Annotated in this window: 34 protein-coding genes; 4 read left to right on the top strand and 30 right to left on the bottom strand. The window is 49.6% G+C overall.

Annotated elements, in window-relative coordinates:
• From tatC to FIT99_RS01425, 28 genes are all read right to left on the bottom strand, one after another.
• Nucleotides 1-738, bottom strand: coding sequence for a twin-arginine translocase subunit TatC (tatC, locus tag FIT99_RS01560; protein ID WP_140002304.1), 738 nt, complete (start codon nucleotides 736-738; stop codon nucleotides 1-3).
• A 24-nt stretch (nucleotides 739-762) separates the two neighbouring features.
• Nucleotides 763-1,293: a Sec-independent protein translocase protein TatB gene (gene tatB / locus FIT99_RS01555; RefSeq protein ID WP_140002302.1), complete on the bottom strand. Its 531-nt coding sequence runs from the start codon at nucleotides 1,291-1,293 to the stop codon at nucleotides 763-765.
• 13 nt (nucleotides 1,294-1,306) lie between these two features.
• A complete protein-coding gene (gene tatA, locus FIT99_RS01550) occupies nucleotides 1,307-1,489 on the bottom strand; it encodes a Sec-independent protein translocase subunit TatA (protein WP_140002300.1) in 183 nt (60 codons plus the stop codon).
• Between the two features lie 26 nt (nucleotides 1,490-1,515).
• Nucleotides 1,516-1,848, bottom strand: a complete 333-nt coding sequence (locus FIT99_RS01545) for a histidine triad nucleotide-binding protein (RefSeq protein WP_140002298.1) — start codon at nucleotides 1,846-1,848, stop codon at nucleotides 1,516-1,518.
• The gene (locus FIT99_RS01540; protein ID WP_140002288.1) at nucleotides 1,845-2,162 is read right to left on the bottom strand and encodes a phosphoribosyl-ATP diphosphatase; all 318 of its coding nucleotides are present in this window, start codon (nucleotides 2,160-2,162) and stop codon (nucleotides 1,845-1,847) included. Before FIT99_RS01540 ends, FIT99_RS01545 begins: the two co-directional genes overlap by 4 nt.
• A complete protein-coding gene (gene hisI / locus FIT99_RS01535) occupies nucleotides 2,155-2,538 on the bottom strand; it encodes a phosphoribosyl-AMP cyclohydrolase (protein ID WP_140002286.1) in 384 nt (127 codons plus the stop codon). The genes FIT99_RS01540 and hisI overlap by 8 nt, the downstream gene beginning before the upstream one ends.
• Nucleotides 2,535-3,299: an imidazole glycerol phosphate synthase subunit HisF gene (gene hisF / locus FIT99_RS01530; RefSeq protein ID WP_140002284.1), complete on the bottom strand. Its 765-nt coding sequence runs from the start codon at nucleotides 3,297-3,299 to the stop codon at nucleotides 2,535-2,537. Before hisF ends, hisI begins: the two co-directional genes overlap by 4 nt.
• On the bottom strand, nucleotides 3,299-4,045 hold the full coding sequence (hisA, locus tag FIT99_RS01525; protein WP_140002282.1) for a 1-(5-phosphoribosyl)-5-[(5-phosphoribosylamino)methylideneamino]imidazole-4-carboxamide isomerase: 747 nt from the start codon (nucleotides 4,043-4,045) through the stop codon (nucleotides 3,299-3,301). Before hisA ends, hisF begins: the two co-directional genes overlap by 1 nt.
• Nucleotides 4,046-4,100: 55 nt before the next feature.
• On the bottom strand, nucleotides 4,101-4,745 hold the full coding sequence (gene hisH, locus FIT99_RS01520) for an imidazole glycerol phosphate synthase subunit HisH (protein ID WP_140002280.1): 645 nt from the start codon (nucleotides 4,743-4,745) through the stop codon (nucleotides 4,101-4,103).
• Nucleotides 4,746-4,761: 16 nt separating this feature from the next.
• Nucleotides 4,762-5,352 (bottom strand): imidazoleglycerol-phosphate dehydratase HisB, encoded by a 591-nt coding sequence (gene hisB / locus FIT99_RS01515; protein WP_140002278.1) that lies wholly within the window; start codon nucleotides 5,350-5,352, stop codon nucleotides 4,762-4,764.
• Nucleotides 5,353-5,509: 157 nt separating this feature from the next.
• Nucleotides 5,510-6,385: a 3-hexulose-6-phosphate synthase gene (gene hxlA, locus FIT99_RS01510; protein ID WP_140002276.1), complete on the bottom strand. Its 876-nt coding sequence runs from the start codon at nucleotides 6,383-6,385 to the stop codon at nucleotides 5,510-5,512.
• 223 nt (nucleotides 6,386-6,608) lie between these two features.
• Nucleotides 6,609-7,667: a histidinol-phosphate transaminase gene (gene hisC, locus FIT99_RS01505; RefSeq protein WP_140002274.1), complete on the bottom strand. Its 1,059-nt coding sequence runs from the start codon at nucleotides 7,665-7,667 to the stop codon at nucleotides 6,609-6,611.
• A gap of 4 nt (nucleotides 7,668-7,671) precedes the next feature.
• Nucleotides 7,672-8,973 carry a histidinol dehydrogenase gene (gene hisD / locus FIT99_RS01500; protein ID WP_140002272.1) on the bottom strand — a complete coding sequence of 434 codons (1,302 nt, stop codon included), beginning with the start codon at nucleotides 8,971-8,973 and terminating at the stop codon, nucleotides 7,672-7,674.
• A 13-nt stretch (nucleotides 8,974-8,986) separates the two neighbouring features.
• Nucleotides 8,987-9,628, bottom strand: a complete 642-nt coding sequence (hisG, locus tag FIT99_RS01495) for an ATP phosphoribosyltransferase (RefSeq protein WP_140002271.1) — start codon at nucleotides 9,626-9,628, stop codon at nucleotides 8,987-8,989.
• A 2-nt stretch (nucleotides 9,629-9,630) separates the two neighbouring features.
• Nucleotides 9,631-10,896: a UDP-N-acetylglucosamine 1-carboxyvinyltransferase gene (murA, locus tag FIT99_RS01490; RefSeq protein WP_140002269.1), complete on the bottom strand. Its 1,266-nt coding sequence runs from the start codon at nucleotides 10,894-10,896 to the stop codon at nucleotides 9,631-9,633.
• A 2-nt stretch (nucleotides 10,897-10,898) separates the two neighbouring features.
• Nucleotides 10,899-11,207, bottom strand: a complete 309-nt coding sequence (grxD, locus tag FIT99_RS01485) for a Grx4 family monothiol glutaredoxin (protein WP_140002267.1) — start codon at nucleotides 11,205-11,207, stop codon at nucleotides 10,899-10,901.
• A gap of 30 nt (nucleotides 11,208-11,237) precedes the next feature.
• On the bottom strand, nucleotides 11,238-11,483 hold the full coding sequence (locus FIT99_RS01480; RefSeq protein ID WP_140002265.1) for a BolA family protein: 246 nt from the start codon (nucleotides 11,481-11,483) through the stop codon (nucleotides 11,238-11,240).
• Between the two features lie 66 nt (nucleotides 11,484-11,549).
• Entirely contained in the window at nucleotides 11,550-12,356 is an 807-nt protein-coding gene (locus FIT99_RS01475; RefSeq protein ID WP_140002263.1) for an ABC transporter permease, read from the bottom strand.
• Nucleotides 12,353-13,267 carry an ABC transporter ATP-binding protein gene (locus tag FIT99_RS01470; RefSeq protein ID WP_189524770.1) on the bottom strand — a complete coding sequence of 305 codons (915 nt, stop codon included), beginning with the start codon at nucleotides 13,265-13,267 and terminating at the stop codon, nucleotides 12,353-12,355. Before FIT99_RS01470 ends, FIT99_RS01475 begins: the two co-directional genes overlap by 4 nt.
• A gap of 74 nt (nucleotides 13,268-13,341) precedes the next feature.
• Nucleotides 13,342-13,635 carry an STAS domain-containing protein gene (locus tag FIT99_RS01465; protein ID WP_223261240.1) on the bottom strand — a complete coding sequence of 98 codons (294 nt, stop codon included), beginning with the start codon at nucleotides 13,633-13,635 and terminating at the stop codon, nucleotides 13,342-13,344.
• Between the two features lie 37 nt (nucleotides 13,636-13,672).
• Nucleotides 13,673-14,275 (bottom strand): MlaC/ttg2D family ABC transporter substrate-binding protein, encoded by a 603-nt coding sequence (locus tag FIT99_RS01460; RefSeq protein WP_140002257.1) that lies wholly within the window; start codon nucleotides 14,273-14,275, stop codon nucleotides 13,673-13,675.
• Between the two features lie 28 nt (nucleotides 14,276-14,303).
• On the bottom strand, nucleotides 14,304-14,849 hold the full coding sequence (mlaD, locus tag FIT99_RS01455; RefSeq protein WP_140002255.1) for an outer membrane lipid asymmetry maintenance protein MlaD: 546 nt from the start codon (nucleotides 14,847-14,849) through the stop codon (nucleotides 14,304-14,306).
• 35 nt (nucleotides 14,850-14,884) lie between these two features.
• Nucleotides 14,885-15,679: a lipid asymmetry maintenance ABC transporter permease subunit MlaE gene (gene mlaE / locus FIT99_RS01450; RefSeq protein ID WP_140002253.1), complete on the bottom strand. Its 795-nt coding sequence runs from the start codon at nucleotides 15,677-15,679 to the stop codon at nucleotides 14,885-14,887.
• Nucleotides 15,679-16,482, bottom strand: a complete 804-nt coding sequence (locus FIT99_RS01445) for an ABC transporter ATP-binding protein (RefSeq protein ID WP_140002251.1) — start codon at nucleotides 16,480-16,482, stop codon at nucleotides 15,679-15,681. The genes mlaE and FIT99_RS01445 overlap by 1 nt, the downstream gene beginning before the upstream one ends.
• A 130-nt stretch (nucleotides 16,483-16,612) precedes the next feature.
• Nucleotides 16,613-17,251: a type II secretion system protein gene (locus FIT99_RS01440; RefSeq protein WP_140004590.1), complete on the bottom strand. Its 639-nt coding sequence runs from the start codon at nucleotides 17,249-17,251 to the stop codon at nucleotides 16,613-16,615.
• 201 nt (nucleotides 17,252-17,452) lie between these two features.
• Complete coding sequence (gene ccsB / locus FIT99_RS01435; RefSeq protein WP_140002249.1) at nucleotides 17,453-18,595, bottom strand: c-type cytochrome biogenesis protein CcsB; 1,143 nt, start codon at nucleotides 18,593-18,595, stop codon at nucleotides 17,453-17,455.
• Between the two features lie 22 nt (nucleotides 18,596-18,617).
• On the bottom strand, nucleotides 18,618-20,534 hold the full coding sequence (locus FIT99_RS01430) for a cytochrome c biogenesis protein ResB (RefSeq protein WP_140004589.1): 1,917 nt from the start codon (nucleotides 20,532-20,534) through the stop codon (nucleotides 18,618-18,620).
• Between the two features lie 214 nt (nucleotides 20,535-20,748).
• A complete protein-coding gene (locus FIT99_RS01425) occupies nucleotides 20,749-21,336 on the bottom strand; it encodes a c-type cytochrome (protein ID WP_396652222.1) in 588 nt (195 codons plus the stop codon).
• A gap of 151 nt (nucleotides 21,337-21,487) precedes the next feature.
• Between FIT99_RS01425 and yihA the strand changes: the two genes are divergently transcribed.
• Entirely contained in the window at nucleotides 21,488-22,117 is a 630-nt protein-coding gene (gene yihA, locus FIT99_RS01420; RefSeq protein ID WP_140002247.1) for a ribosome biogenesis GTP-binding protein YihA/YsxC, read from the top strand.
• A gap of 3 nt (nucleotides 22,118-22,120) precedes the next feature.
• Here the strand turns inward: yihA and trmB are convergent, their stop codons facing one another.
• Nucleotides 22,121-22,831: a tRNA (guanosine(46)-N7)-methyltransferase TrmB gene (gene trmB / locus FIT99_RS01415; RefSeq protein ID WP_140002245.1), complete on the bottom strand. Its 711-nt coding sequence runs from the start codon at nucleotides 22,829-22,831 to the stop codon at nucleotides 22,121-22,123.
• 92 nt (nucleotides 22,832-22,923) lie between these two features.
• The gene (locus FIT99_RS01410; RefSeq protein WP_140002243.1) at nucleotides 22,924-24,093 is read right to left on the bottom strand and encodes a class I SAM-dependent methyltransferase; all 1,170 of its coding nucleotides are present in this window, start codon (nucleotides 24,091-24,093) and stop codon (nucleotides 22,924-22,926) included.
• A gap of 42 nt (nucleotides 24,094-24,135) precedes the next feature.
• Here FIT99_RS01410 and FIT99_RS01405 point away from each other — a divergent pair, with 42 nt between their 5' ends.
• The 3 genes from FIT99_RS01405 (at nucleotide 24,136) to ttcA (ending at nucleotide 26,225) form a co-directional block, all read left to right on the top strand.
• Entirely contained in the window at nucleotides 24,136-24,888 is a 753-nt protein-coding gene (locus FIT99_RS01405; RefSeq protein WP_223261238.1) for a pteridine reductase, read from the top strand.
• A gap of 7 nt (nucleotides 24,889-24,895) precedes the next feature.
• Complete coding sequence (locus FIT99_RS01400; RefSeq protein WP_140002241.1) at nucleotides 24,896-25,219, top strand: hypothetical protein; 324 nt, start codon at nucleotides 24,896-24,898, stop codon at nucleotides 25,217-25,219.
• Nucleotides 25,220-25,283: 64 nt separating this feature from the next.
• Nucleotides 25,284-26,225 carry a tRNA 2-thiocytidine(32) synthetase TtcA gene (gene ttcA, locus FIT99_RS01395; RefSeq protein WP_140002239.1) on the top strand — a complete coding sequence of 314 codons (942 nt, stop codon included), beginning with the start codon at nucleotides 25,284-25,286 and terminating at the stop codon, nucleotides 26,223-26,225.
• Nucleotides 26,226-26,243: the final 18 nt, after the last annotated feature.

Here is a 26,243-nt window from a genome sequence, read left to right as displayed (position 1 = left end):
TCAGTCGACGGCTGCCTCTTGATCTGTCGGCTGGGGCAGCCAGCGTACCACCAACAAGCCGATTTCGAATAGCAACCAGAGCGGCAATGCCAACATACATTGCGAAACAATATCAGGCGGCGTAAAAATGGCCCCCAGCACAAACGCTCCCACAATCACATAAGAACGCGACTCTTTTAATTGCGCCAAGCTCACCCAACCCATCAGCGCGATGAGCACCACAGCCACTGGCACCTCAAACGCAAAGCCAAATGCTAGAAATAAACCGATAACGAAATCCAGATATTCTGCAATATCAGTCATCACTGTCACCCCGGCCGGCGCACTCCCAATTAAAAAGCCAAAGACGACAGGAAACACCACAAAATAGGCGAAAGCCATACCAATAAAAAACAAAATGATCGCCGATGCAAGTAATGGGCGAATCAAGCGCTTTTCATGCGCGTAGAGACCCGGCGCAACAAAACGCCAGCATTGATAGACCATCCATGGCAGCGTCAGTAGAAATGCCGAAAGCATGGTGACTTTCATGGGCACAAAAAAGGGCGTCGTCACTGCGGTAGCGATCATTTGCGCCCCTTGCGGCAGCTTGGCTAGTAACGGTGCGGCTAGCAAGCTATACAAGCGATCAGAAAATGGGAACAAGGTGACAAACACGACCAGCAGTCCGATGACGGCGCGTAATAAACGATTACGCAATTCAATCAAATGAGAAATAAAAGTTTCTGTCGGCGTCATAATGCTTGAATACTCAGTGACAGCTTAAGTGGAGGTCTTTTGTTCAGAAGCATTACTCGTATCCTCCAGCTTAGGGCTAAGTTTGCGAGCGCGCCGCGTGGGTTTTTTAGTCATGCCTGAATCGGCAAACAATTGCGCCTGCGGGTCTGATGCAAGACTGGGTTGTGGTTGTGCCTCAAGCTGCGGTGGTGGCAGTGACGTTGCGTCTGCGAGCACGGCATCTTGGATGTTGCGTTGGCGGGGTTGGCGGGGTTTCTTAGCCCCCTCGCTTGCAGGTTCAGGGCCCGCGATGTCAGGCGCCACCGATGGCAGAATGCTACGCTCCACTTCTTGCATACCCTCTTGCAAGCTGGATTTCACCTCGTCCTGTAGTTTTTGCAACTCAGCAAAGCGTGCTTCACGATTGACTTCGTCTTTAACCTGGGTGACAAAGCGCTGCATACGGCCAAAAAAAGCGCCCGTGGTGCGGGCGACTTTTGGCAATTTTTCTGGGCCTATCACAACCAAGGCTACGAAGGCGATCACCAGCAATTCTGAAAATGAAATATCAAACACGGTGCATCAATACTTATTTGCTTTGATCCGTGAGCTCATCTTGCTTGGACTCAGCCTTGCCTTCATTCACTGCTTTTTTAAACTCATTCACTGCGCCACCGACGTCTCCGCCGATATTACGCAGTTTCTTGGTGCCGAATACCAGCACTACAATCAGCAACACAATCAGCCAATGCCATAAACTAAATGATCCCATCATAATCTCCTTTACCTTGCCAGACGCTATCCGCTGATCGCGCCGCCACCAAACACATGCAGATGAATGTGAAACACTTCTTGGCCGCCTTCACGACCGACATTCATCACAGTTTTATAGCCAGTCAACCCTAAGCCAGCGGCTAATGTTGGCGCTAATACCATCATTTTACCAAGCAAAGCCTCATGTGCAGCAGTACAGTCATTGAGGGTTTCGATATGCGTTTTTGGCACAATCAAAAAATGAATCTTAGCCAGCGGACGAATATCATGAAACGCAATCACGTCTTCGTCTTCATAAACTGAATTAGACGGGATTTGGCCAGCGGCAATTTTACAAAAAATACAGTCTGCACTCATTGGCTTCTGCTCGCTTTCTCTTCAATCCCTGACAAGCCTTCGCGCCGCGCCAACTCATTGAGCACATCCTGCGCGCTTAATCCGGCATGACTCAGCATCACTAAGGTATGAAACCATAAATCTGCGGTTTCATAAATGATTTCTTCGGTGTTGCCGCCTTTGGCTGCAATCACGGTTTCAGTGGCTTCTTCGCCAATTTTTTTCAAAATGCTATCCATGCCCTTGGCATAAAGCTTGGCGACATAAGAAGACGATGGATCAGCTGACTTACGCTGGTCCATTAATTCTGACAATCTGGTTAGTACATCACTCATGGTATATCGCTTTCGGATCTTTGAGCACAGGCTCCACCGTGACCCATTGGTCAGCTTGTAATTGCTGAAAAAAACAATTGTGTCGACCAGTATGACAAGCAATACCGCCTAACTGTTCGACAGTGAGCATGATCACATCATTGTCGCAATCTAAGCGGATGTCGTGTACCAGCTGTGTGTGGCCGGAAGACTCACCTTTGTGCCATAGTTTGTTGCGGGAACGGGAAAAATAAACTGCGTGGCCGCTATCACGCGTCAGTTGCAACGCCTCGCGATTCATCCAGGCAAACATGAGAATTTTTCCTGTGCCTTGCTCTTGCGCGATCACTGGCACTAGGCCATCTGCTGTCCAAGCAATTTGATCGAGCCAGTTCATCTCACTTCTAGCCCGTGTTCACGCATGTATTCTTTGGCTTGTTTCACAGTGAATTCTCCGTAGTGGAAGATACTGGCAGCCAGCACGGCATCGGCACCACCCAGGGTCACGCCATCAACCAAATGTTGCAAATTACCTACACCACCAGAGGCAATTAAAGGCACATCCACTGCATCGCTAATCGCTTTATTCAGCGGGTTATTAAAGCCAATCTTGGTGCCATCGCGATCCATACTGGTCACTAACAGTTCACCAGCGCCGAGGCTGACCATTTTTTGTGCCCACTTCACCGCGTCTAACCCGGTTGACTGCCGTCCGCCGTGCGTGAACACTTCCCATTCAAACGGCTGGTTGTCGACTTTTTTCGCATCGATTGCTACCACGATGCACTGCGAGCCGAATCGGCTAGCAGCATCTTCGACCACTTGCGGATTTAAAACCGCAGTTGTGTTGATGCTCACTTTATCTGCGCCGGCATTGAGCAAGCGACGCACATCTTCTACCTTGCGAACACCGCCCCCAACTGTGAGAGGAATAAATATCTGCTCAGCCACACGTTCAATGATATGCAGAATCAGATCACGGTTATCAGAGCTGGCTGTAATATCAAGAAAGGTTAACTCATCTGCGCCCTGATCATTGTAGCGCTGTGCAATTTCGACTGGATCGCCCGCGTCGCGCAACTCAAGGAAATTCACCCCTTTGACCACACGGCCATCGGTCACATCTAAGCAAGGAATGATGCGTTTGGCACAACCCATTATGCGCGGCCACTCAGTTGATCAGCGAGTAATTGTGCAGCAGCAAAATCGAGGGTGCCCTCATAAATCGCACGCCCTGTAATCGTTCCAATAATGCCTTCATCCTGCACGGCACATAAATGACGCACATCATCGAGATTGGTAACGCCGCCACTGGCGATCACTGGAATTGTCAGCGCTTGCGCAAGAGCGACGGTCGCATCAATATTCACACCCGTCAGCATGCCATCACGTCCAATATCGGTATAGACAATGCTCTCTACGCCGTAATCTTCAAATTTTTTCGCCAAATCAATCACATCGTGACCAGTCAACTTAGACCAACCATCCACCGCGACTTTGCCGTCCTTGGCATCCAATCCGACCATAATTTGTCCTGGGAAAGCATAACAAGCCTCGTGCAAGAAACCCGGATTTTTGACCGCAGCCGTGCCAATAATGACATAGCTGATGCCATCATCAAGATATCGCTCAATGGTATCCAGATCGCGAATGCCTCCACCCAATTGAATCGGAATATCGCCCCCTACGGCTGCTACGATGGACTTGATAGCCGCCTCATTGACCGGTTTACCCGCAAAGGCACCATTTAAATCCACCAGATGTAATCGTTTACCGCCCTGATCTACCCAATGTCTGGCCATGGCGCCTGGGTCTTCGGAAAATACGGTGGACTCTTCCATCAAGCCCTGCTTTAAACGGACGCAGTGACCATCTTTCAAATCAATCGCTGGAATAATTAACATGTTGTTTTCAATAGATAAATGACGAGTGATGACTAAAACAACCGAAAACCCTGTTTTAGGGTTTCCAGTTTACAAAATTATCGAGAAGTTGCAACCCTGCCGCCGCACTCTTTTCTGGGTGAAACTGCACTGCGAACACGTTATCGCGCGCGATGGCACCAGTAAAATCGAATGGATAAGCAGTGGTCGCTGCGGTGAGACCGACTTCATCTGGGGCCACATAGTAGCTGTGTACATAGTAAAACCGGGCTTGATCGGGAATGTCAGCCCACAGGGCATGGGTCTGCGTCTGATGCACCTGACTCCAACCCATGTGCGGCACCTTTAGTTTGGCCCCATTCACGTCAATCATGCACTCTGACGGAAAGCGTTTCACCTGACCTGGATACACCCCTAAACCCGGCACATTACCTTCTTCAGAATGTTCAAACAGCATTTGCAGGCCAATACAAATCCCTAAAAATGGCTTTTGCTTGGTGGCCATGATGACTGCCTGCCGTAAGTCGCGTGCATCCAGCTCTCGAATGCAATCAGGCATCGCACCTTGACCTGGAAAAACGACGCGCTCAGCTTGCGCAATCTGCTCCGGGTCGCTGGTAACAGCGACCGAAATCGATGGCGCCACGGCCTTGAACGCATTGGCGACAGATCTTAAATTACCCATGCCATAATCAACAATGGCGACTTGCAAGCGACTCATGATTAGCGATCAGGCGTTATAACGCACCCTTGGTTGAAGGCATCAATCCAGCCATACGTGGATCTAAAGTCGAAGCCATGCGTAACGCGCGACCAAAAGCTTTAAAAATAGTCTCAGCTTGGTGGTGTGCGTTTTGGCCCTTAAGGTTATCAATGTGCAGTGTCACCAGAGCATGATTGACAAAGCCTTGGAAGAACTCATGAATGAGGTCGACATCAAAGGCACCAATCATGGCACGGGTAAATACACAATCGAATTCAAGGCCTGGTCGACCAGAAAGATCAAGCGCAACTCGGCTTAAAGCCTCATCCAACGGCACATAACTGTGGCCGTAGCGAGTGAGTCCTTTTTTATCGCCTATCGCCTTGGCAAATGCTTGTCCTAGCGTGATTCCTACGTCTTCAACCGTATGGTGCGCATCAATATGCAAATCACCATTGGCGTGTATCTTCATGTCGATCATGCCGTGACGCGCAATTTGATCGAGCATGTGATCGAAAAAGCCCAAACCAGTGTTGAGGTCAGATTGACCCGTGCCATCGAGATTAATCGAGACCGTGATTTGAGTTTCTAGCGTATTGCGTGTGACTTCAGCTTGACGTGACATATAAAGGTGGGGAGATTGACCACAATGAATTAGCAAATAATGTATTCATTTTACAGCAAGTCTTGCTTGACTGGCAAAAAGCCGACATGAAAAACAAAAAAGCAGCCCGGGGGCTGCTTTTTAACATCAAAAAATGATTCGTGAGAATCTTAATTGATTATTTTGCTTCTTCAGTTGCAGGTGCCATTTCAGCAGGTGCAGCTTCAGCAGGCATTGCTTCAGCGGCTGGGGCTTCAGCAGCTGGGGCAGCTTCAACAGGTGCAGTTTCTTCTGCAGCTGGGGCTTCAGCAGCTGGGGCAGCTTCTTCTGATTTTTTACCCAACAAAGAGAAAACCAACACTGCAGCAACAGCAGCAATGATCCAAGGCAGCAACTTGTTGCCACCTTTAGCGGCAGTACCAGCACCGTGAGCGATTTTAGTGATCTCAGTAGCAGCAGCCGCTGGATCAGCAGCGCCGTAGATAGCTGCACCAGCAACCACAATGTCAGCACCCGCATCAACGACTTGTTTAGTAGTTGCTGCTTTTACGCCACCGGCAACAGACACTTTAGCGCCTGTTTTCAGACCGGATACCAAACCCAAGTCAGCGAATGGTGTTTGACCAGCCGCTTGTTGATCCAAACCAGTATGCACACCGATGATGTGTGCACCCAATTTAACGACTTCAAGCGTACGGGCTTTTTTATCTTTTACGTTGATCAAGTCGATTTGCGCTTCTTTGCCGTATTTGTTGGCAGCGTCAATCACGCCTTTGATCGTACCGATATCTGCTGTACCCAAAACGGTACAAATGTCAGCGCCTGCTTTGTAGAATGGCTCAGCTTCGTAGAAACCGGCATCCATGGTTTTCAGGTCAACCAAAATTTTGTTGTTTGGGAATTTTGAACGCAGTGCTTTTAACAGTTCGATACCGTTGTGTTTGATACAAGGTGTACCAATTTCAAGAATATCAACGTGTGGCGCAACTTTTGCTGCCAAAGCGATTGTTGCGTCGAAATCCAATGAGTCCAATGCCATCTGGGTTTGTGCCATTTTTCTTCCTCCGAGTTTGCTCTATTTTAAATCCAATGAATCTATGCGCAGCAATCATGCAAACGCAACCCTCACTGCACATTATGTACAATAGCGTGCATCATAACCGCATTTTCAATAAAATGACAATATTGCGACGACTTTTTTTAAGCCACGTTGCAATCATTTACGGCATATTAGCAGTCAAATTACTGCAAATACTTTGATTTTAGCGACATCAAGACTACAGAAGCGTACGCAATGCCTGCATGAGTGCCTGATTTTGGCTTGGGTTGCCTATCGTGATACGTAAAAAGTCCAAAATACGTGCCGGTTTTTTGAAATGGCGGACGATGACAGCTTGATCACGCAAGCCTGCGGCCAACTGCTCGCCGGCATGTTTTGGATGTTTGGCAAAAATGAAATTGGCCCCTGAGGGCAACACTTCAAAGCCTAGCGACTGCAAGTCAGCGACTAACGCTTCTCGCGCAACGATCACTTGCTGACGCGTTTGCTCAAAATAGGCCTCATCCTGTATGGCTGCAATTGCCCCGGCTTCAGCGAAACGGTCCAGAGGATAAGAGTTAAAACTATCTTTGATACGAATCAGCGCTTGAATCAATGTCGCATTGCCCAGCGCGTAGCCAACCCGCAAGCCCGCCAAAGACCGCGATTTTGAGTACGTGTGTGTCACCAGTAAATTCGGATACTGGTTGACCAACGACACGGCGGACTGAGTACCAAAATCCACATACGCTTCATCCACCACCACCACCGAATGGGTGTTCGCTTTCAGTAAGCGCTCAACGTCACTCAAGGGCATGGGCACCCCTGTCGGCGCATTAGGGTTTGGGAAGATGATTCCACCATTCGGGCGCAAGTAATCATCAATCGCAATTTCAAACTGCGCATTCAAAGGCACGGTTTCAAACTCGATGCCATACAAACCGCAATACACCGGATAAAAGCTGTAGCTAATATCGGGAAACAATAGCGGTTGATCATGCTTCAATAACGCTTGAAACACATGTGCCAGCACCTCATCGGACCCATTGCCGACAAAGACTTGATTGGCTTGCAAACCATAATATTCAGCAATGGCTGACTTTAAACGACTAGAATCCGGGTCTGGATACAACCGTAAACTCTCTGATGCTTCCGCTTGTAAAGCCGCGAGCACCTTTGGGCTAGGCCCAAAAGGATTTTCATTGGTATTGAGCTTGACCAGATTTTGTAGCTTGGGTTGTTCTCCCGGCACATAAGGGGTCAGGCGATGAACAAGTTCACTCCAATATACACTCATGATGTCACTCTGGCTTTAGGCGATATTCAGCACTGCGGGCGTGCGCCTGCAAACCCTCGCCATAAGCCAAGGTTGCCGCAATTTTACCCAGGGTTTGCGCGCCGGCGGCTGAGACCATAATCAAGCTGGAGCGCTTCTGGAAATCATACACCCCCAACGGCGAGCTAAAACGGGCGGTCCGTGACGTCGGCAGAACGTGGTTTGGGCCCGCACAATAATCACCCAGCGCCTCACAGGTATCGCGACCCATAAAGATCGCGCCAGCATGCTTGATGCGCTGACTAAAGGACAGCGCATCATCCATCGATAACTCGAGGTGCTCGGGCGCGATGTAATTCGAAATGTCCGCCGCCTCTGCCAGATCTTTCACTTGAATAAGGGCACCGCGATTTTGTAGTGAGGTGCGAATAATGTCTTGACGAGGCATATCAACGACCTGACGCTCAATACTTGCCTGCACTTGATCGAGAAAATCCGCGCTTGGGGAGAGCAAGATAGCTTGTGCCAGTTCATCGTGCTCAGCCTGACTAAACAAGTCCATCGCCGTCCAGTCTGGGTTACTTTTGCCATCGCTGATGACCAAAATTTCAGAGGGGCCAGCAACCATATCAATCCCTACCACGCCAAAGACACGACGCTTGGCTGCTGCCACATAAGCATTGCCAGGACCGACAATTTTATCCACTTGCGGCACGGTCTGCGTGCCATATGCCAAGGCCCCGACAGCTTGTGCGCCTCCGATACAAAATACGCGGTCTACGCCACACACTGCAGCAGCGGCGAGAACCAATGGATTTTTTTCACCATTGGGGGTCGGCACCACCATGATTAATTCTTGCACGCCCGCCACTTTGGCCGGAATCGCGTTCATTAACACTGATGAAGGATAAGCCGCTTTACCACCAGGCACATAGAGGCCCACACGATCCAGTGCAGTCACCTGTTGGCCCAGCAAAGTGCCGTCCGCCTCGGTGTAGTGCCAAGATTGCATCACTTGCTTTTCATGATAACTGCGTACACGGCCTGCGGCTGCTTGCAAAGCTTCACGCTGTGCTGGCGGTAAATTGTTTAACGCCGCATGCAACTCTGCCTGCGGAATCTCTAATTGCGCCAAATGCTGTGCGTTCGTTTTATCGAAGCGATTTGTATATTCAAGGACGGCTTCGTCACCACGACTTTTCACGTCTTTTAGGATATTCGCAACGACTTGATCAATGCTGTCATCCTGAGCGGTTTCAAAAGCCAGTAATGCCTTTAACTCGGCATCAAAGCCAGCATCCTGTGTATTTAAGCGTTTAATCTTCATAAATCTCTATCAATTAATCTTGACGAATAGCGCCTGCAAAGCTGTCAATAATCGGTTGCAGCATGGGGCGGTTCACTTTGTAAGAGGCCTGATTCACCACCAGACGCGAGCTGATCGCGCCTACCTCTTCTACTGCTTTGAGCTTATTCGCGCGCAAAGTTCCACCCGTGCTCACCAAATCCACAATTGCGTCTGCCAAACCCACTAATGGGCCCAGCTCCATCGATCCATATAACTTAATGAGATCGACATGCATGCCTTTGGCTGCAAAGTGTGCACGCGCGGTTTTTACGTATTTGGTCACTACTTTAAGCCGCGCGCCTTGACGAATACTCGCCTCGTAATCGAAGTCCTCACGCACAGCCACCATCATTTTGCAGCGTGCAATATTCAAATCGAGCGGCTGGTACAAGCCTTCACCACCATGCTCATCCAGCACATCCTTGCCCGCAATACCGAGGTCGGCAGCGCCGTATTGCACATAGGTCGGCACGTCGGTGGCGCGCACAATGATCAAACGGACATCAGGACGATTGGTAGGCAAAATTAACTTACGTGAGGATTCTGGATCTTCTAGTGACTGAATCCCTGCGGCAGCCAACAGCGGTGTAGTTTCTTCAAAAATGCGCCCTTTGCTGAGTGCAATAGTAATCATGATTAATTCGATCTACGCACTTTGGCGCCCAGTTTATTCAGTTTTTCTTCAAGTTTTTCGTAACCACGATCCAGATGGTAAATGCGGTCAATCACGGTTTCACCCTCTGCGACCAAGCCAGCCAACACCAGCCCAGCAGAGGCCCGTAAATCAGTCGCCATCACGTTGGCGCCTTCTAAGGCTGAGACGCCTTGCACCAGCGCGGTATTACCTTGTACATCGATATTAGCGCCCATGCGCTGCAACTCTTGCACGTGCATAAACCGGTTTTCAAAAATGGTCTCAATCACGGTACACACGCCCTCTGCCACCGTATTCATCGCCATAAATTGCGCCTGCATATCGGTGGGAAACGCCGGATGTGGCGCGGTGCGTACATTGACCGCCTTGAGTTTTCCGTGACTTTTTACAGTAATGCTCTGGCTGTCATGGCTAATCGTCGCGCCGGCTTCACGCAGCTTTTCAATCACTGCCTCCAGCAAATCGGCACGGGCATTTTTCAACGTCACTTCGCCACCGGTCATCGCCGCTGCCACCATATAAGTGCCAGCCTCAATGCGGTCACAGACTACATGATGCTGCGCACCGGTTAGGCGCTCTACGCCCTCGATGGTGATGGTATCGGTGCCTGCGCCAGAAATCTTGGCACCCATTTTATTCAGACATTCTGCCAGGTCGACTACTTCGGGCTCTTTGGCAGCGTTTTCCAGCACGGTGGTGCCTTGTGCCAAGGTAGCTGCCATCATTAAATTCTCGGTGCCGGTGACCGTGACCAAATCCATGTAGTACTTGGTGCCCTGCAAGCGCCGGTTAGGTAGGTGCAAGGTGCTAGCTTGGATATAGCCGTGCGTAATATGCATGGCCGCGCCCATCGCTTGCAAACCTTTGATGTGCAAATCGACAGGCCTAGAGCCAATCGCACATCCGCCCGGCAACGAAACGCGTGCCGTGCCGAAACGTGTCAACAATGGCCCCAACACTAAAATCGAGGCCCGCATGGTTTTCACCATTTCATAAGTGGCTTCAAATGAGGCCACATCACTGGCGTCCAGCGTGACTTGATCCGCTTGCTTAGTCACTTTCACGCCCATGGTGTCGAGTAATGTTAGCGTAGAAGCCACATCACGTAATTCGGGCACGCCGGTTAAGGTTAAAGGCGTTTCTGCCAACAAGCCGGCGCACAAAATAGGTAACGCAGCGTTTTTGGCCCCTGAGACAACAATCTCGCCATGCAGCGGGATGCCGCCTTCAATAATCAGTTTATCCAAAATTACGCTTTCGCTAATAGTTCTTGCAATTCACCGCTTTGATACATGCTACGCATGATGTCAGCACCACCAATAAACTCGCCTTCTACATATAGCTGTGGAATGGTTGGCCAGTTGGCATACTGTTTAATGCCTTCTCGGATATCCATGTCCTGCAAGACGTCTACCGTCACGTATTCTGCACCACAGGCGCTCAGAATTTGACACGCCACGCTAGAAAATCCACATTGTGGAAATTTCGGGCTACCCTTCATGTATAACACCACTTTATTACTGCTCACCGTGTCTTTGATTTTTGCTTGTGCATCCATAATGATTGACTCCAAATATGCGTTAAAACACTAGGCTTGCTGTTGCTGCCATTGTGTCGGGGTATAGGTTTGCATAGACAGCGCGTGTATCTCCGCCCGCATGCGATCACCCAAGGCCGCGTAGACCAATTGATGTTGCTGAACCATGCGCTTGCCTTCAAAGGCCGGGCTCACAATCACCGCATCGAAATGCGTGCCATCATCGCCATTGACCTTTAGGTAATCGCACGCTAATCCGCTGCGGATATATGCTTCAAGTTGCGCTGCTGTTAACACAAAACCTCACTTATTGATTTAAATGCAGCACAGCCAGACAGGGCAATCGTGACCTGTTCTAACGTGCTAACTGCGTAATTTATAACCGGATTTTAACATCTTTAGGCATAGCCACGCCAATGCTAGCAAGAAGCTCGCTACCACGCCGAGGCTGAGCCATGGTGAAACATCGCCATGCCCAAAAAATCCATAGCGAAAGCCATCAATCATGTAAAAAAACGGATTCAGTTGCGACACCGCCTGCCAGAAGGGTGGCAAAGAGTGGATGGAGTAAAATACACCTGACAAAAAGGTCAATGGCATAATCACAAAATTCTGAAAAGCCGCCATCTGATCAAACTTATCTGCCCAAATCCCAGCAATAATCCCAAAAGTGCCTAGTAAAGCACTGCCCAGCAAGGCAAAAGCGAATATCCAACCGGGATAAACAGTAGGCACCGTCACAAAACACAATGCGACCAAATAAATGCTTAAGCCCACCAACAAGCCTCGTATCATGGACGCAGCTAAAAACGCCACAAAGAACGACAATGTATTAATGGGTGTCAGGAGCAGAAAAACGATATTGCCCATGACTTTGGACTGAATCAAGCTGGATGAGCTGTTTGCAAAAGCGTTTTGTAACAAAGACATCATCATCAAGCCTGGCACCAAAAAGGCGGTGTAACTGACCTGATCGTAGACTTTGACATGTGATTCGAGTACATGTGAGAAAATCAGCAGATACAATAGCGCCGTCAAAATAGGCGATGCCACGGTTTGAAAAGCCACCCGCCAAAATCGTAACAGTTCCTTTTTAAACAAGGTATAAACCCCTCGCCAGCGCGGGGTCACGATATCATCGAGCCAAAAAAAGGGGTTGAGCCACTTCATCCTTGTGCGCCTTGTTGATTACCCACCAGATTCAAAAACACATCTTCCAGATCAGCTTCTTGCAATTGCATATCCTGTATCTCCACCTTGGCTTCACGCAACACACGCAACACCGTTTCGACCTGCGTCAGCTCCGACAAGCCAAGTATCACCTCATCGCCTTGTTGCTGCTTCACCAGTGACAACAGCTGTGGCGGAAGCGCCCCAGTCAAGCGCAGCGATAGTTGCTTGGTCGCATGATTTTTGAGCAGTGCCCGCGTCGTATCCAACGCCACGATACGGCCTTGTTTCATCATTGCAACACGCTGACACAAGGCCTCTGCCTCCTCAAGATAATGCGTGGTTAAAATGATGGTATGCCCTTGCTGATTGAGTTGCTGGATGAACGCCCACAGCATTTGCCGCAACTCCACGTCTACGCCCGCAGTCGGCTCATCGAGGACAATCACTGGCGGCTTGTGCGCCAACGCCTGCGCGATGAGCGCCCGACGCTTCATACCGCCAGACAGTTTACGCATATTGGTATGCGCTTTATCTGTCAGCCCCAAGCCTTCAATGACTTCATCAATCCAGGGATCGTTTTCAGGACCGCGACCAAAATAACCAGCCTGAAAACGTAACATTTCACGCACATTAAAAAACGGATCAAATACCAGCTCTTGTGGCACTACGCCAAGTGCATGGCGGGCACGCTGATATTCCGTATGCACGTCGTGCCCCATAATACGGATCTGACCCGTGGTCGCTTGTTGCAAACCGGCCATTAAACTAATCAGCGTTGATTTACCAGCGCCATTCGGGCCCAGCAACGCAAAAAACTCGCCTTGTTCAATCTGCAAATCAATCCCACGTAGCGCTTCGAAATCGCCGAAACGCTTAGTGATGCCAGTAATTTCAATGGCTGCTGCCACGCATACCCTTTCGCTATCCCAAAAAAAACGAAACCCCACCTCGTCAGAGCTGGGGCTGTTAGACTAAAGTTTTGCTAATTTAACAAAAATCCGTCGACACCATAGAGTTGCATTAAACTTCGCAAATTTTCTGGCACCCCGATCACCGACATCGCCCCTGGTTCGGTATGCTGATGATTCAGTTGTCGCTGAATCTCTAGAATCAAACTCACAGCCACCGTATCTACTGCCACAACTTTGGTGAAATCCAGCGTTAGCGGTGACTCCAGCTTTAGCGTTTGCAGATGCGTCAGTGTTTCACTGATGTTGGTAATCAGCAGATTTCCGCTAAAACTCAATGTGTTCTGCTGTTGCGTAATTTGAGCCACAAACTTCTCCGCGTCTTTCGAATACAATGCCTGGCTACTATTTACCAGTGGCCGCTTTGTTTTTGTCAGACAATTTTTTTGTTAAGCTATCCAAGCCATTTTGGCGAATTTCTTGCGCAAATTGGCTCCGATAGTTTGTCACCAGGCTGACGCCTTCGATCACAATATCAAACACTTTCCAATCGTCACCTTTTTTGCTCAAGGTATAGTCGACGCCAATTGGGTCGCCGCCGGGTTGCTGAATCGCCGTTTTCACTGTAGCAGCCTCTGCGCCTGCCTCCATCCGAAAAGGCTTATATTCGATGGCCTGATTTTTATATTTAGACAATGCGGTCGCATAAGTGCGCAACAGCAAGGTTTTAAACTCCGCCTGAAAGGCAGTTTTTTGCTCTGGCGTGGCGTTGGTCCAATTTTTACCTAATACTAAACGCGACACTTTTTCAAAATCAAAGTTAGGCAGAATTTTTTCTTCCGCCAAGGCAAAGATCTTTTGCTGGTTGCCGGCTTGAATATCTTTGTCGGTTTTGATGACATCAATCACGTCATCGGCTGTTTTCTTGACCAGTTGATCTGGCGTCATTCCCGCCATCGCTGCACTACTTAACAGCATCATGGCAACTGCCATCCACCACTTTTTCATTGTATTCCCTTTATCAATTGATTGTGAGTTACTTACCAATTTTGTCCAATGGACTGGCATCTAACGCATCAGTTGCGGATTCGGTTGATGCCGTCGTCGATTTTGTTGGCTTGTCATCGCTCTCGGTGGCTTTGCTATAGAGGAACTGACTAATCAGCTTTTCTAGCACAACCGCATCTTGTGTTTGCGTGATCTTGTCACCGTCTTTGAGGCTGGTTTCATCTCCGCCTGCTTCAAGCCCTACATATTGCTCGCCTAACAAACCGGCCGTGTAGATGTTGGCAAAAGTATCTTTTGGGAAGTTGTAGCGCGTATCAATGTTGAGACTGACCACCGCCTCATAAGTTTTAGGATCAAACACAATATCGTTCACACGGCCCACGACCACACCGGCACTTTTCACCGGGGCACGTGGTTTGAGGCCGCCAATATTTTCAAAATTCGCAGTGACCAGATAGGTTTGGCTAATATTGCTGGTCGTCAGATTGCCTACTTTCATGGCCAAGCCAAGCAAAGCCGCAAAACCGAGTGCGACAAAAATGCCTACCCATAAATCAATTGTTGTTCTTTCCATTGCTTATTCCCCGCGAATCACCCTGTGTCCTGCTGCTAAACCGCAAGCATGAACGACGTTAAAATAAAATCCAAACCCAGCACAGCCAGTGATGAGGTCACCACTGTTCTGGTGGTTGCGCGACTGACGCCTTCAGCTGTTGGTGGCGCATCATAGCCCTCAAACAGCGCTATCATCGTACAAGCTACCCCAAACACGACACTTTTGAGCGCCCCATTCAAAATGTCGTACTGCCAATCCACATTGGCTTGCATTTGCGACCAGAAGGCCCCTGCATCGACCCCGATGAGCGGCACCGCGACCAGATAACCGCCCAAGATACCCACCATAGAAAATAGCGTTGCGAGTATCGGCATGGCAATCACGCCGGCCCAGAACCGCGGCGCAATGACACGCGCAATCGGACTGACAGCCATCATTTCCATGGCTGATAGCTGCTCAGTCGCCTTCATCAAACCGATTTCAGCGGTAATCGCCGTGCCTGCCCGACCTGCAAATAAAAGCGCAGTGACCACCGGACCCAATTCACGCACCAAGGCCAAAGCCACCAGCACACCAATCGCCTCTGAGGAGCCATATTTCTGCAGGGTTTGATAGCCCTGCAGCGCCAGCACCATACCCACAAAAAATGCAGAGACCAGTATGATAATCAGCGACAACACACCCGTGAAATAAACTTCGCGAATGGTCAGACGAAAGCGCCGAAAGCTCTCGCCTGATGAGATCAACGTCAACCAGAATAAGCGACCACCCGCGCCCAGACGCCAGACTTTATTAATACAGCCTGCCCCCAGTTTGCTTAGCATGCGTTTTAGTTTATGCACCATCATTAACGCGCTCCCCGTAACAAACTGGCGTGATATTCAGGCGCAGCATAATGGAAAGGCACAGGACCATCTTTTTCTGCGTGGACAAACTGGTGCACAAAAGGTAATTCGGATTGGCGTAAATCGTCTGGCGTACCTTCAGCGGCCACCACACCATCGGCGACAAAATAAACGTAATCGGCAAACTGGAAGGTTTCCTCAACGTCGTGCGTGACGATAATCGAGGTGGCGCCGAGCGCATCATTTAAGCTGCGAATCAAATCACAAATTGCGGCCATCGAGATGGGATCCAAGCCTGCGAATGGTTCATCATACATAATGATGCTGGGATCTAAGGCAATCGCTCGCGCCAATGCGACACGCCTAGCCATGCCGCCAGAAAGCTCAGTCGGCATTAAAGCATGTGCACCGCGCAAGCCGACCGCGTTCAATTTGAGCAAGACCATATCGCGGATCATGCTCTCCGGCAAGCTGGTATGTTCACGCATCGGGAAAGCGACATTCTCAAACACGGACAAATCGGTAAACAAAGCCCCATGTTGAAACAGCATGCCCATTTTGCGACGCAGACGATAAATGCCTTCACGATCTTGCTCATGAACGACCTCACCCCCGACTTGCACCTCGCCCTTGGTTGGCTTGAGCTGACCGCCAATGAGCCTGAGCAACGTGGTTTTTCCACTGCCGCTCCCGCCCATGATGGCCACGACCTTGCCTTTGGCAAAAGTCATATTGATGCCTTTGTGCAGCAAGCGACCTTTATACCCGAAAGAGAGGTCTTTAATTTCTACAATTGCGTTTGCCATAGGAAGTGGGTGATGTAAAACGGGTTCTATTCTAAAACAGAATATGGTCTGAAAAAATGAATGTATCAGACATAAAACAAAAAGCCTGAAAAACCAGGCTCTTTGCGACAAGATTATGTTGTATTCTACACTAAAAACTCATACAGACTAAGTACGGTGTCGCGGCCACGGGCACTGCTTCACCGGTTCCTGCGGTCCCATTTTGCAATATCCGCATCATGCCGGTATTACCCGCCCCGTCATCCATCATAGTATCCAGTTGCAGCGCGTAACGCCCTAGGATGGCATCAGAACACATCGCATGTGCACTCGTAAAAGTACCTGCGGTCACCGCACCAAGTTCACCTACACTGGTCACCCCTAACCGACCCCCCTCGCTGTTGCGTGCAGCGTATTGTGAACTGTTGACCTCTGTCGGCCCTGTCGCCAATCCAGCCAAGCGTAAGTGTTGCCAAAGCAAGAATGATTCATCGGTGTTGGTTGATGAATCCCAACTCCCTTGTATTAGGCCGTTTTGCGATTGACCACTGCTGGTTGGATTAACCCCATTCACATGCGTGGCGGCGCTATGATCATCACCCGGCAACACCCTAAAGCGATCCTGATAGGCATAAAAATACGCGGGGATATTTCTAAAATCACTCGCCAAACTCTTCACTTTGGCATTGGCGATCAGCTCTTGTCCGCGCATGACGCCCGCCAATAATAAGCCTGCGATCACGAGCACAATCGCCAATTCAATCAAACTAAATCCTAAGTGCTTTTCCATCATCAATCCTCCTGATATCACCATGTTTGCGACCGTTGAACGAAGAATGCCGGGGCGCGTTAGGTGCAATAAAAGCTGAACGCAGCTCATACTAACATAACTTAATAGTTGATAACGAACACTGAGAGTAGGAGTGGGAGTAGGTACAAAGAAAACGGGCAGTTGCTTGCGCAACTGCCCGTGGGTCAACGTACTTAAAATTTAGAGCGTGCCGTAGGAATGGAGACCGCTTAGAAACATATTCACGCCCAGAAAAGCAAAGGTCGTGACCAACAAGCCCACCAAGGCCCACCAAGCTAACACCGCACCACGTAAGCCTTTCATGAGACGCAAATGTAGCCAAGCAGCATAATTTAGCCAAACAATTAGCGCCCAGGTTTCTTTTGGATCCCAAGACCAGTAACCACCCCACGCTTCAGCCGCCCACATTGCACCTAAAATAGTCGCGATGGTAAAAAAAGCAAAGCCAACCGCAATCGCTTTGTACATTAAATCATCTAGCACATGCAGGGCGGGCAAGCGGCTGGCAAGCACACCTTGCTTCACCAACAGATAGGCGCCAGCGACCATGGCCGCCAGAGAAAATGCACCGTAGCCGATGAAATTGGCTGGCACATGGATCTTCATCCAATAGCTTTGTAGTGCGGGCACCAAGGGTTGAATTTCATTGGCATGTCGGTCAAAGGTATACCAGAGAATAAAGCCGACTGCGGCATTGATGACCACCAACACAAATCCACCTAACTGGCGCGTGTTGAACAGCTTCTCGTAATGCAGATAGAGTAGAGCCGTAATCAAGCAAAACAGAATAAACACTTCATACAAATTACTGATTGGGATATGACCCACGTCTGGCGCAATCAGGTAAGACTCGTACCAGCGCACCATCAAACCGACAAATCCAAACAAAGTGGCAGCCCAAGTTAATGCGGAGGCTACTTTTGCCGTAAATGCAGATTTTTGAAATAAGGCCAGCCAATAAGTCAGCATGGCCAGCACAAACAACACATTCATCCACATAATCGCAGATTGGCTCGCCAGTAGAAACTTCAGCAAGAACCGTTGACTGGCGTTTGCCAGATCGGCTTGATAGCTATACACACCGATCAGGCTCAACACCGCCACACCGAGTACCAAGCGCGCAATCGCTGACCAGCGCCAGCCGAGATAACTAAACAACCCAACGGCTGCAAACAGAAAACTCACTTCATACACATCCATGAAGCCTGCATATCGTTGATAAGAAAAAATGCCCCCCGCCAACAGTAGCAAGGCGTACAGCCAGTCCAGTTTACTTAATGATTGCCAAAAAGACGTTGGCTTTGTTAATACTGATGCATTCATCGCATTCCCCTCTTCTATTCAGTCAGGCCGCGGGCTGCAACATTGCAGCCACTTGCTGTTGCACACGTTCAAAATCTTGATCCAGATCCATATTCTTACGGTTGGACGACATGGCCAACAAGACTTCTTGTTGTGCTGGTTTGATCAATAACCACAAGCGACGTTCCTTGATATAAAACATCGCAAAAATACCGATCACCAACATCACCGAACCCAAATACACCCAGTTTTGGCCAGGGGAGCGTGTCAACTGAAAACCGCTGGCTTGCTTAAGGGTGTAATCGTTTAATTGAAAATAATACGGCGTGCCATAAAAAAACAAATCGTTCATGGCATTCAGGCTGTCTTGGATGAACATCACTGTTTCTTGATTTTCAGGCGCAGGCTCAAGCTGACGCTCAGCACGACTGATTTGATAACCTTGTAAAGCGGCGCGATTGAGTAACTTCAGATAGGTCTGCGCTGCCTGCTCACGTTGATCTTTGGGCACGGCGCCCTCAATGATGCGTGACAATGCACTATAACCACCTTGCTTAAAGGTCAGGAGCAGATGCTGCAAACTTTGCTCAAATTGTGTCTTTAAGGCCGCATTGTTACCTGGCATTTGATTCGCGACCTGGCTAGCAATGTCATGAATCCGCTGCTCGTTGCGCAAGGTCTGCCGTAAATGCATAAACCCGTTAATTTCTAGCGCATCATCGGCTGGAATGCGCAGATATTTGAATTCATCGGCTACCGTCTCACGCATCCCAGACACAAAGTAGGCCCGACCATCTAACTGCAATGGCTGCATATAACTCATGTATTCGCGGGCTTGACCACTCGCGTTACGCAACTTGTAAGTGGTATTTGGACCTACGTTGTGCGGCTTACCTTTGCCGTCTGCGGATAGATTCAGAATATTAAACTGACGGAACTCATTAAACTCGACACTCATCTTTTGAGCGCCTTCGCCGAGTGCGCCTTTTTGCAAGATGACGCCATCGATATCAAAAGCTGCTTGCTTGGTGGCTGACAAATCCCACAATTTGAATTTGAGTTGTGAGCCGCCATCCTGAAAGTCGGACTGGTAAATCGCAATCCCTTTATAGATGAAAGGGTGATTCACCCGCACCGTGGCTTCAATCGGTTTGGCCACCGCGGGATCCGTAATGAGAATGTCACTTTCAAACGACTTAGGCATGCCAGTCGCATAATGTTCAATGCGAAAATCTTTGAGCGCCACGGTAAAAGGTAAATCTTGCACCAGATAGCCATCTCTGACACGAACGAAGGCTACATTGTCCCGCTCACCTTCAGGCAGCGTCATGTTGGCTCTAAAAGACAAGTTATTGGTGCCAAGACGGCTGTCTGCAGGCACCAAGCGTGACGCCACATCACGGGTTTCGATTTTCTTCAAACCAAACAGCTCTTGCACTTTTAACGGCAAGTTGCCATCAAGCAAGCCACCAAAGCAAATAACCACAATAGCCACATGCGTAAAAATATAGCCAAGACGTTGATGTGTGCCCACCTTGGCGGCAATGAGTAAATCGCCATTGTCTTGTGCTTTGGTTTTAAAGCGATAACCCGCAGTGGTTAAAAAGTCACTTAGCTGCGTTTGCAAAGTAGTCGCTGGCAAGGGCGAGGCCACCGTGGCCTGATGTTCAAACAATCGCAAGGACTTTTCGGTGGCATGCTCTTTATAAACCTGCCACTCTTTGATCATCAGCGGCGTGTTACGCAGCACGCATAACGTGGTCGACACCACCAAAAACAATAAAATGAGCAGAAACCAGGCCGCATGATACACATCGAACAAACCCAGCAACTCAAACAACTCAAACCAGAATTGGCCGAATTTAACAATGTAGTTGGTGTATGGCTCGTTTTGCTTGAGCACTGTACCAATAATGGAAGCGACACCTAGCAGCGTCAATAAGCTCACCGCAAAGCGCATCGAGCTGAGCAATTCATACACACGCCGTGACAGGGGAATCGGTGCTTTCAAAACAATCTCTTTAAAATAAACCAGTGAAGGTAACGCACAAAGGAAAAAGTCAGTGTTGACAATAACGCATGGTGCGCATTTGTGGACGACATCTAAAGCAAAAGGTTGCATCCACTGACAGCAAAAAAGGTGGCCGCAGCCACCTTTTTTCGATCAAAGCAGACTAGCGCAGGCCTTGAATATAGTCTGCAACCGCTTGCATCTCGGCATCCGTCATTTTCGCCGCAATCGCCATCATCATTGGCGCATTGGCACGCTCACCGGTACGGAATGTTCTCAATTGCTGCACGGTGTAGTCAGTATGCTGTCCTGCCAAGCGTGGAAACTGCTTCGGCAATCCGGCACCTGTGGCGCCGTGACAGGCCGCACAGGCAGGCACTTGCGTCGCAGCGATACCACCGCGGTAAATTTTTTCACCTAACGAACCTTTACCGTTGCTCTTGGCTTTGGCTAGCTTGATACTTTGGTTAGAAAAATACTTTGCCAAACCCTCCATGTCTTCTTGGCTGAGCGCACCCGCCATGCCAGACATAATCGCGTTAGCACGTGTACCTTCTTTAAAGTTGTTCAGTTGCTTGAGCAAATATTCAGGATGTTGACCAGCCAATTTAGGATTGGTGGTAATCACGCTATTGCCATCTGCACCATGACAAGCAGCACATACGTTTTGTACAATTTTCTCCGGGCCATTCACCACTGGCGCGGCTTCAGCTGACGCAGCTTCCTCAGCAAATACTGGGTGCACGCCCATGGCGAACAACACAAACAATCCCGCTTTAAAACTCTTTAACATCATTCTATGCCCCGACATTTTATTCTCCGTCATTTTATCAAACAAACCTTGTTCGTGATAGCATGCTCAGCTGAATAGTCCATAAAACCTTGAGGCAACTCAACTCATCATGCCAGTTTTTCAAAACGCCCGCTTTCATCTGTCGGCGCACCATCTCCGTGACCTACCGCCTGCCAGCGGCATTGAGGTCGCCTTTGCCGGGCGCTCGAATGCGGGTAAATCCAGCGCCTTAAACACCTTGGCCAACCATAATCGGCTGGCATTTGTGAGCAAGCAGCCAGGCCGCACCCAGTTAATTAACTTTTTCACGCTGGGCGACGACAAACACTTAGTCGACTTGCCGGGCTATGGCTATGCAAAAGTCCCTGAGTCAATGCGCATGCACTGGCAAAACGTGTTGTCACGCTATCTGAGCGAACGCCAAAGCTTGGCTGGACTGGTGCTGGTGATGGATAGCCGCCACCCATTAACGCCCTTGGACAGACAAATGCTGGACTGGTTTTGTCCCTCAGGCAAACCAGTGCATGTTTTGCTTACCAAGAGCGACAAACTCTCCCGCAGTGAATCGACAATTTTGCTGGGAAAAGTTCGCAAAGAACTGCATATGGGTTGGGGTGAACAGATCTCGGTGCAACTTTTTTCTAGCCTCAAAAAACAAGGCGTGGAAGAAGCTGAAACCGTGCTCAGCACATGGTTGTTTGGCGACAATGATACAGAGTCGCCGGTAGACGCCGTCTAAGCGCTATGCGCGCTTAAATACCAAATCCCATACCCCGTGGCCTAACTTTAAGCCACGATTTTCAAATTTGGTGAGTGGCCGATAGGCTGGCTTATCGGCGTAATCGATTGCGGTGTTTTGGAGCCGCGGCTCAGCTTGCAGCACTTCCAATACCCACTCAGCATAGGCTTGCCAATCGGTGGCCACATGCAAATAAGCGCCCGGTTTCAACTTTGTGCAAACTAATTGAATAAATTCGGTCTGAATCAAGCGGCGCTTGTGATGCCGCTTTTTATGCCAAGGATCTGGGAAAAAAATATGCACCCCATCAAGCGAGCCATCTGGAAGCATGTTTTGTAGCACCTCAACCGCATCATGCTGCACGATGCGCAGGTTTTGAATCTCCCCCTCCTGCATCAGCTTTAACAAACTCCCTACGCCCGGGGTATGCACCTCAACCGCCAAAAAATCGCAATCTGGCAACGTTTGTGCGATTTTTGCTGTGGCATCGCCCATGCCAAAACCAATTTCAAGGATTTTTTTACTGTCGGCGCGACCAAAGGCTTGGTTTAAATCCAGCGGCTGATCGGCATACTCAATACCAAATGTGGGCCATGCCGTTTGCAATGCGCGCTCTTGGCCTTTGGTCAAACGGCCCTGACGCAAAACGAAACTGCGTATACGGCGTTGATAAGGCGCTTCAGCGCTCTCAATAGAGGGATCAATTTCTGTCATGAGCGGCATTATACTTGAGAGGCATGGTTTCCTGCACCTACGCGTGGTTGCTCAACTTGCAGCGCATCGCCGCAGTCGCCGCACCACTCATGCTACAACTGATGCCTTTTATCCCCACTCACAAACCCGAGCAAAGGCACACTGAGCCCTTTAGTCAAAGCTAACACTTTGAATAACTCGCCCATTTCTGCAGGCGAAAGTAGCTTTTGTACCGCGGCGACCATCGGCAGGTAGCGCGCACTGTCGTCTGGCATCACGGTTTCCAGCAGTTGCAATATGCCGCAATTGATTAAAAACTGCGCTTGCGTGGTATAGCCAGCACAGCTTAAGCCCGCTGTCAGCGCGGTCTCTGCGATCGCCGTAAAGTTGACATGGGCAGTGATGTCCTGCAACCCGGGATTGATCAACGGGTCATCATGCGCATAGTGCTGAAAATGGCACATGAGTGTGCCCTGATTCCGTTGCGGATGGTAATACTCATGCGCAGGAAAACCGTAATCTATCCACAACATCATGCCTTGTTGTAACTTGTGGCCTAGGCTGGCGACCAAGCCTTGCGCCGCCGGACAAACTTCAGTAGTGTATCCCTCAGGCCATTGGACGGGCGGCATGCCGGTCACCAGTGCAGCATTTTGTAAGGGCTGAGATTGCCAAACCAACCCCGAGTCAAAGCTTAAGCCACGCTCAAGCCATTGGCCCGCTTGCCACTCGATCAAGTGGACCGGGATGGCGTCAAGCACCTCATTCGCAACCACCACCCCTATCAACGCAGCCGGCAAGGCATCTAACCATTGCACGCGAGCATACAAAGCCGCAGGCAGCCGCTTTTGCAATGTTTGTTGCTGCCGTTGACGCAAGTTCGCGCTCACCTCCAAAATGAAATACCGCTGCGGCAACTGTCCGATGTCGGCCAAATGCAGCAATAGGTCGCTGGCTAATTGGCCCGTGCCCGCACCGAGTTCCAGCACATCGCCGGCGGTGGCCTGCACCACCTGCCCCACTTGCTTGGCAAGCGCCTGCGTAAACAGCGGTGAAATTTCAGGTGCAGTGACAAAATCACCGGCTTGCCCGAACTTATTGGCGTCGCCACTGTAATAGCCAAGGTGGGGTGTATAAAGTGCCATCTGCATGTAGTCTGCAAATGAGATCCACCCCCCCTTGGCATTTATTTGTTGCTGGATGTGCTTGCGCATCTGATCAGAATGCAATTGTGCATTCGCATCCAGCGCCGGCAGTTGTGAAGATTTCGGTTGAGCCATCATGCAACCATTATAATGTGACCCGTCTAGAATAAAGAGACTAACGTGAATTTCCCTTCCGCTTCGAAAGTCGTGCTGATTACCGGTGGCGCCAAACGTGTTGGCGCCGAGATCACGCGTGCACTGCACCAGCAGGGCGCAAACATCCTGCTGCATTACCACACCAGCGCAACCGAGGCGCTCGCCTTACAAACCGAGCTCAACCAGTTGCGGCCAAACAGTGTGGTGTTGGCACAGGCTAATTTGCTCGACATCGACACCTTACCAACATTGGTCAATGCCGCCCTCGACCATTTTGGTCGATTAGATGTGTTGATTAACAATGCTTCCGGTTACTTTCCGACCCCGCTCGGCCAGATCGATCTGGCGCAATGGGAAACGCTGATGGGTAGTAATTTAAAAGCACCCCTTTTTTTGAGTCAGGCAGCCAGTGATGCTTTGCGCGCGAGCCAGGGTTGCATTGTGAATATCACCGACATGCATATCGAGCGTCCGAAAAAAAACTATATGGTGTATAGCGCGGCCAAGGCAGGCTTGGTGAGCTTGACCAAATCGCTGGCACAAGAGCTGGCGCCGACCGTGCGCGTGAATGCTGTTGCGCCCGGGCCAGTGCTCTGGCCGGATGATAATCAAGAGTTTGACGCCGCTTACCGGCAGCAAGTGGTCAATCAAACGCTACTTAAACGTTCTGGCGAACCCTCTGATATTGCCAAGGCAGTCAAATTTCTGATATTCGATGCCCCTTTTATTACGGGTCACGTGTTGGCGGTGGATGGCGGACGTCATCTAAGCTTATAGATACGGCATGAAGCCATCTTTGCAAACCATTACCATACACGCGCTGGCGCCGCCAAAGCCCGCACTTGGGGCAGCCTGCAACGGCTGTGGCATCTGCTGTGCGGCCGAACCCTGCCCGGTAAGTCTGGCGCTACTTTGGCCACACAATACTCCTTGCCGGGCGCTGATTTGGAGCGATGCCAAGCAGCGTTATTGGTGTGGCATGGTGAGTCAACCGTCCCGTTTTATCAGGTGGTTGCCACAAAATCTGGACGCTTTTGCCAGCCGACTGTTCAAACGCTGGATTGCAGCGGATACCGCCTGTGATGTAGCCGTTGAATTTTCCGAATAAAATCAACCCAAATAATCAACGACTTAGCGTGACTTTGCTTCGCTTTCGGCTATAATGCGCGGCTATGAAGACCAAACACTATCCAGACGACGTTAGCCAAAACTTCTTAAAACTGCGCAATCAGTTGATTAGCGCCACGGGCAAAGCCATTGGCGATTACAACATGATTGAAGAGGGCGATACCGTGCTTGTGTGCATGAGTGGCGGCAAAGATAGTCACGCAATGTTGATGATTTTGCTGGCACTGCAGGAGCGTGCGCCGATCAATTTTAAATTGATCGCGATGAATCTTGACCAAAAACAACCCGGGTTCCCGGCGGATATTCTGCCCGCCTATCTGGAAAAACTGGGCGTGGAATACCGGATTGTCGAAGCAGACACTTACTCCATCGTTAAAGAAAAAATTCCAGAAGGCAAAACTACCTGTAGCCTGTGCTCTCGGCTGCGTCGCGGCATCATTTATACCACTGCACAACAGTTAGGGGCCACCAAGATTGCCCTTGGCCATCATCGCGATGACATCGTACAAACTTTGTTTTTGAACATGTTTTATGGCGCCAAAATGAAAGCCATGCCACCTAAACTGGCCACTAACCGCGGTGAGTTTATGGTGATTCGTCCGCTCGCCTACTGTGCGGAAAAAGATATTGCAACCTATGCCCGTGCCATGCAGTTTCCGATTATTCCATGTGATTTGTGCGGTAGCCAAGAAAACCTACAGCGCCAAAAAATCAAGGATATGCTCAACCAGTGGGAACGCGAACAGCCGGGACGTGTCAACAATATATTCCGTGCCATTGGCAATGTAGAGCCTTCGCATTTGGCAGATTTTGATTTATATGACTTTAAACAATTGAGCCAAGCTAAAGAAGAGGACGAAGATCAAATGTTCGATCACCAAACCTTCGGCAATCAAGACATGCCGCTCACGATCGCCACACAGGATGAGAAGCGCATTGCGTTTTCACGCAAATCTTTTCCGCTGGCGGTGACCACAGAAGAATAAAACAACTTTTTAGTGATG

This window comes from Methylophilus medardicus (assembly GCF_006363955.1).
Lineage (GTDB): Bacteria > Pseudomonadota > Gammaproteobacteria > Burkholderiales > Methylophilaceae > Methylophilus > Methylophilus medardensis.
The sequence above is the reverse complement of the archived record's forward strand: the minus strand, read 5'-3'. Positions and strand labels throughout refer to the sequence as shown.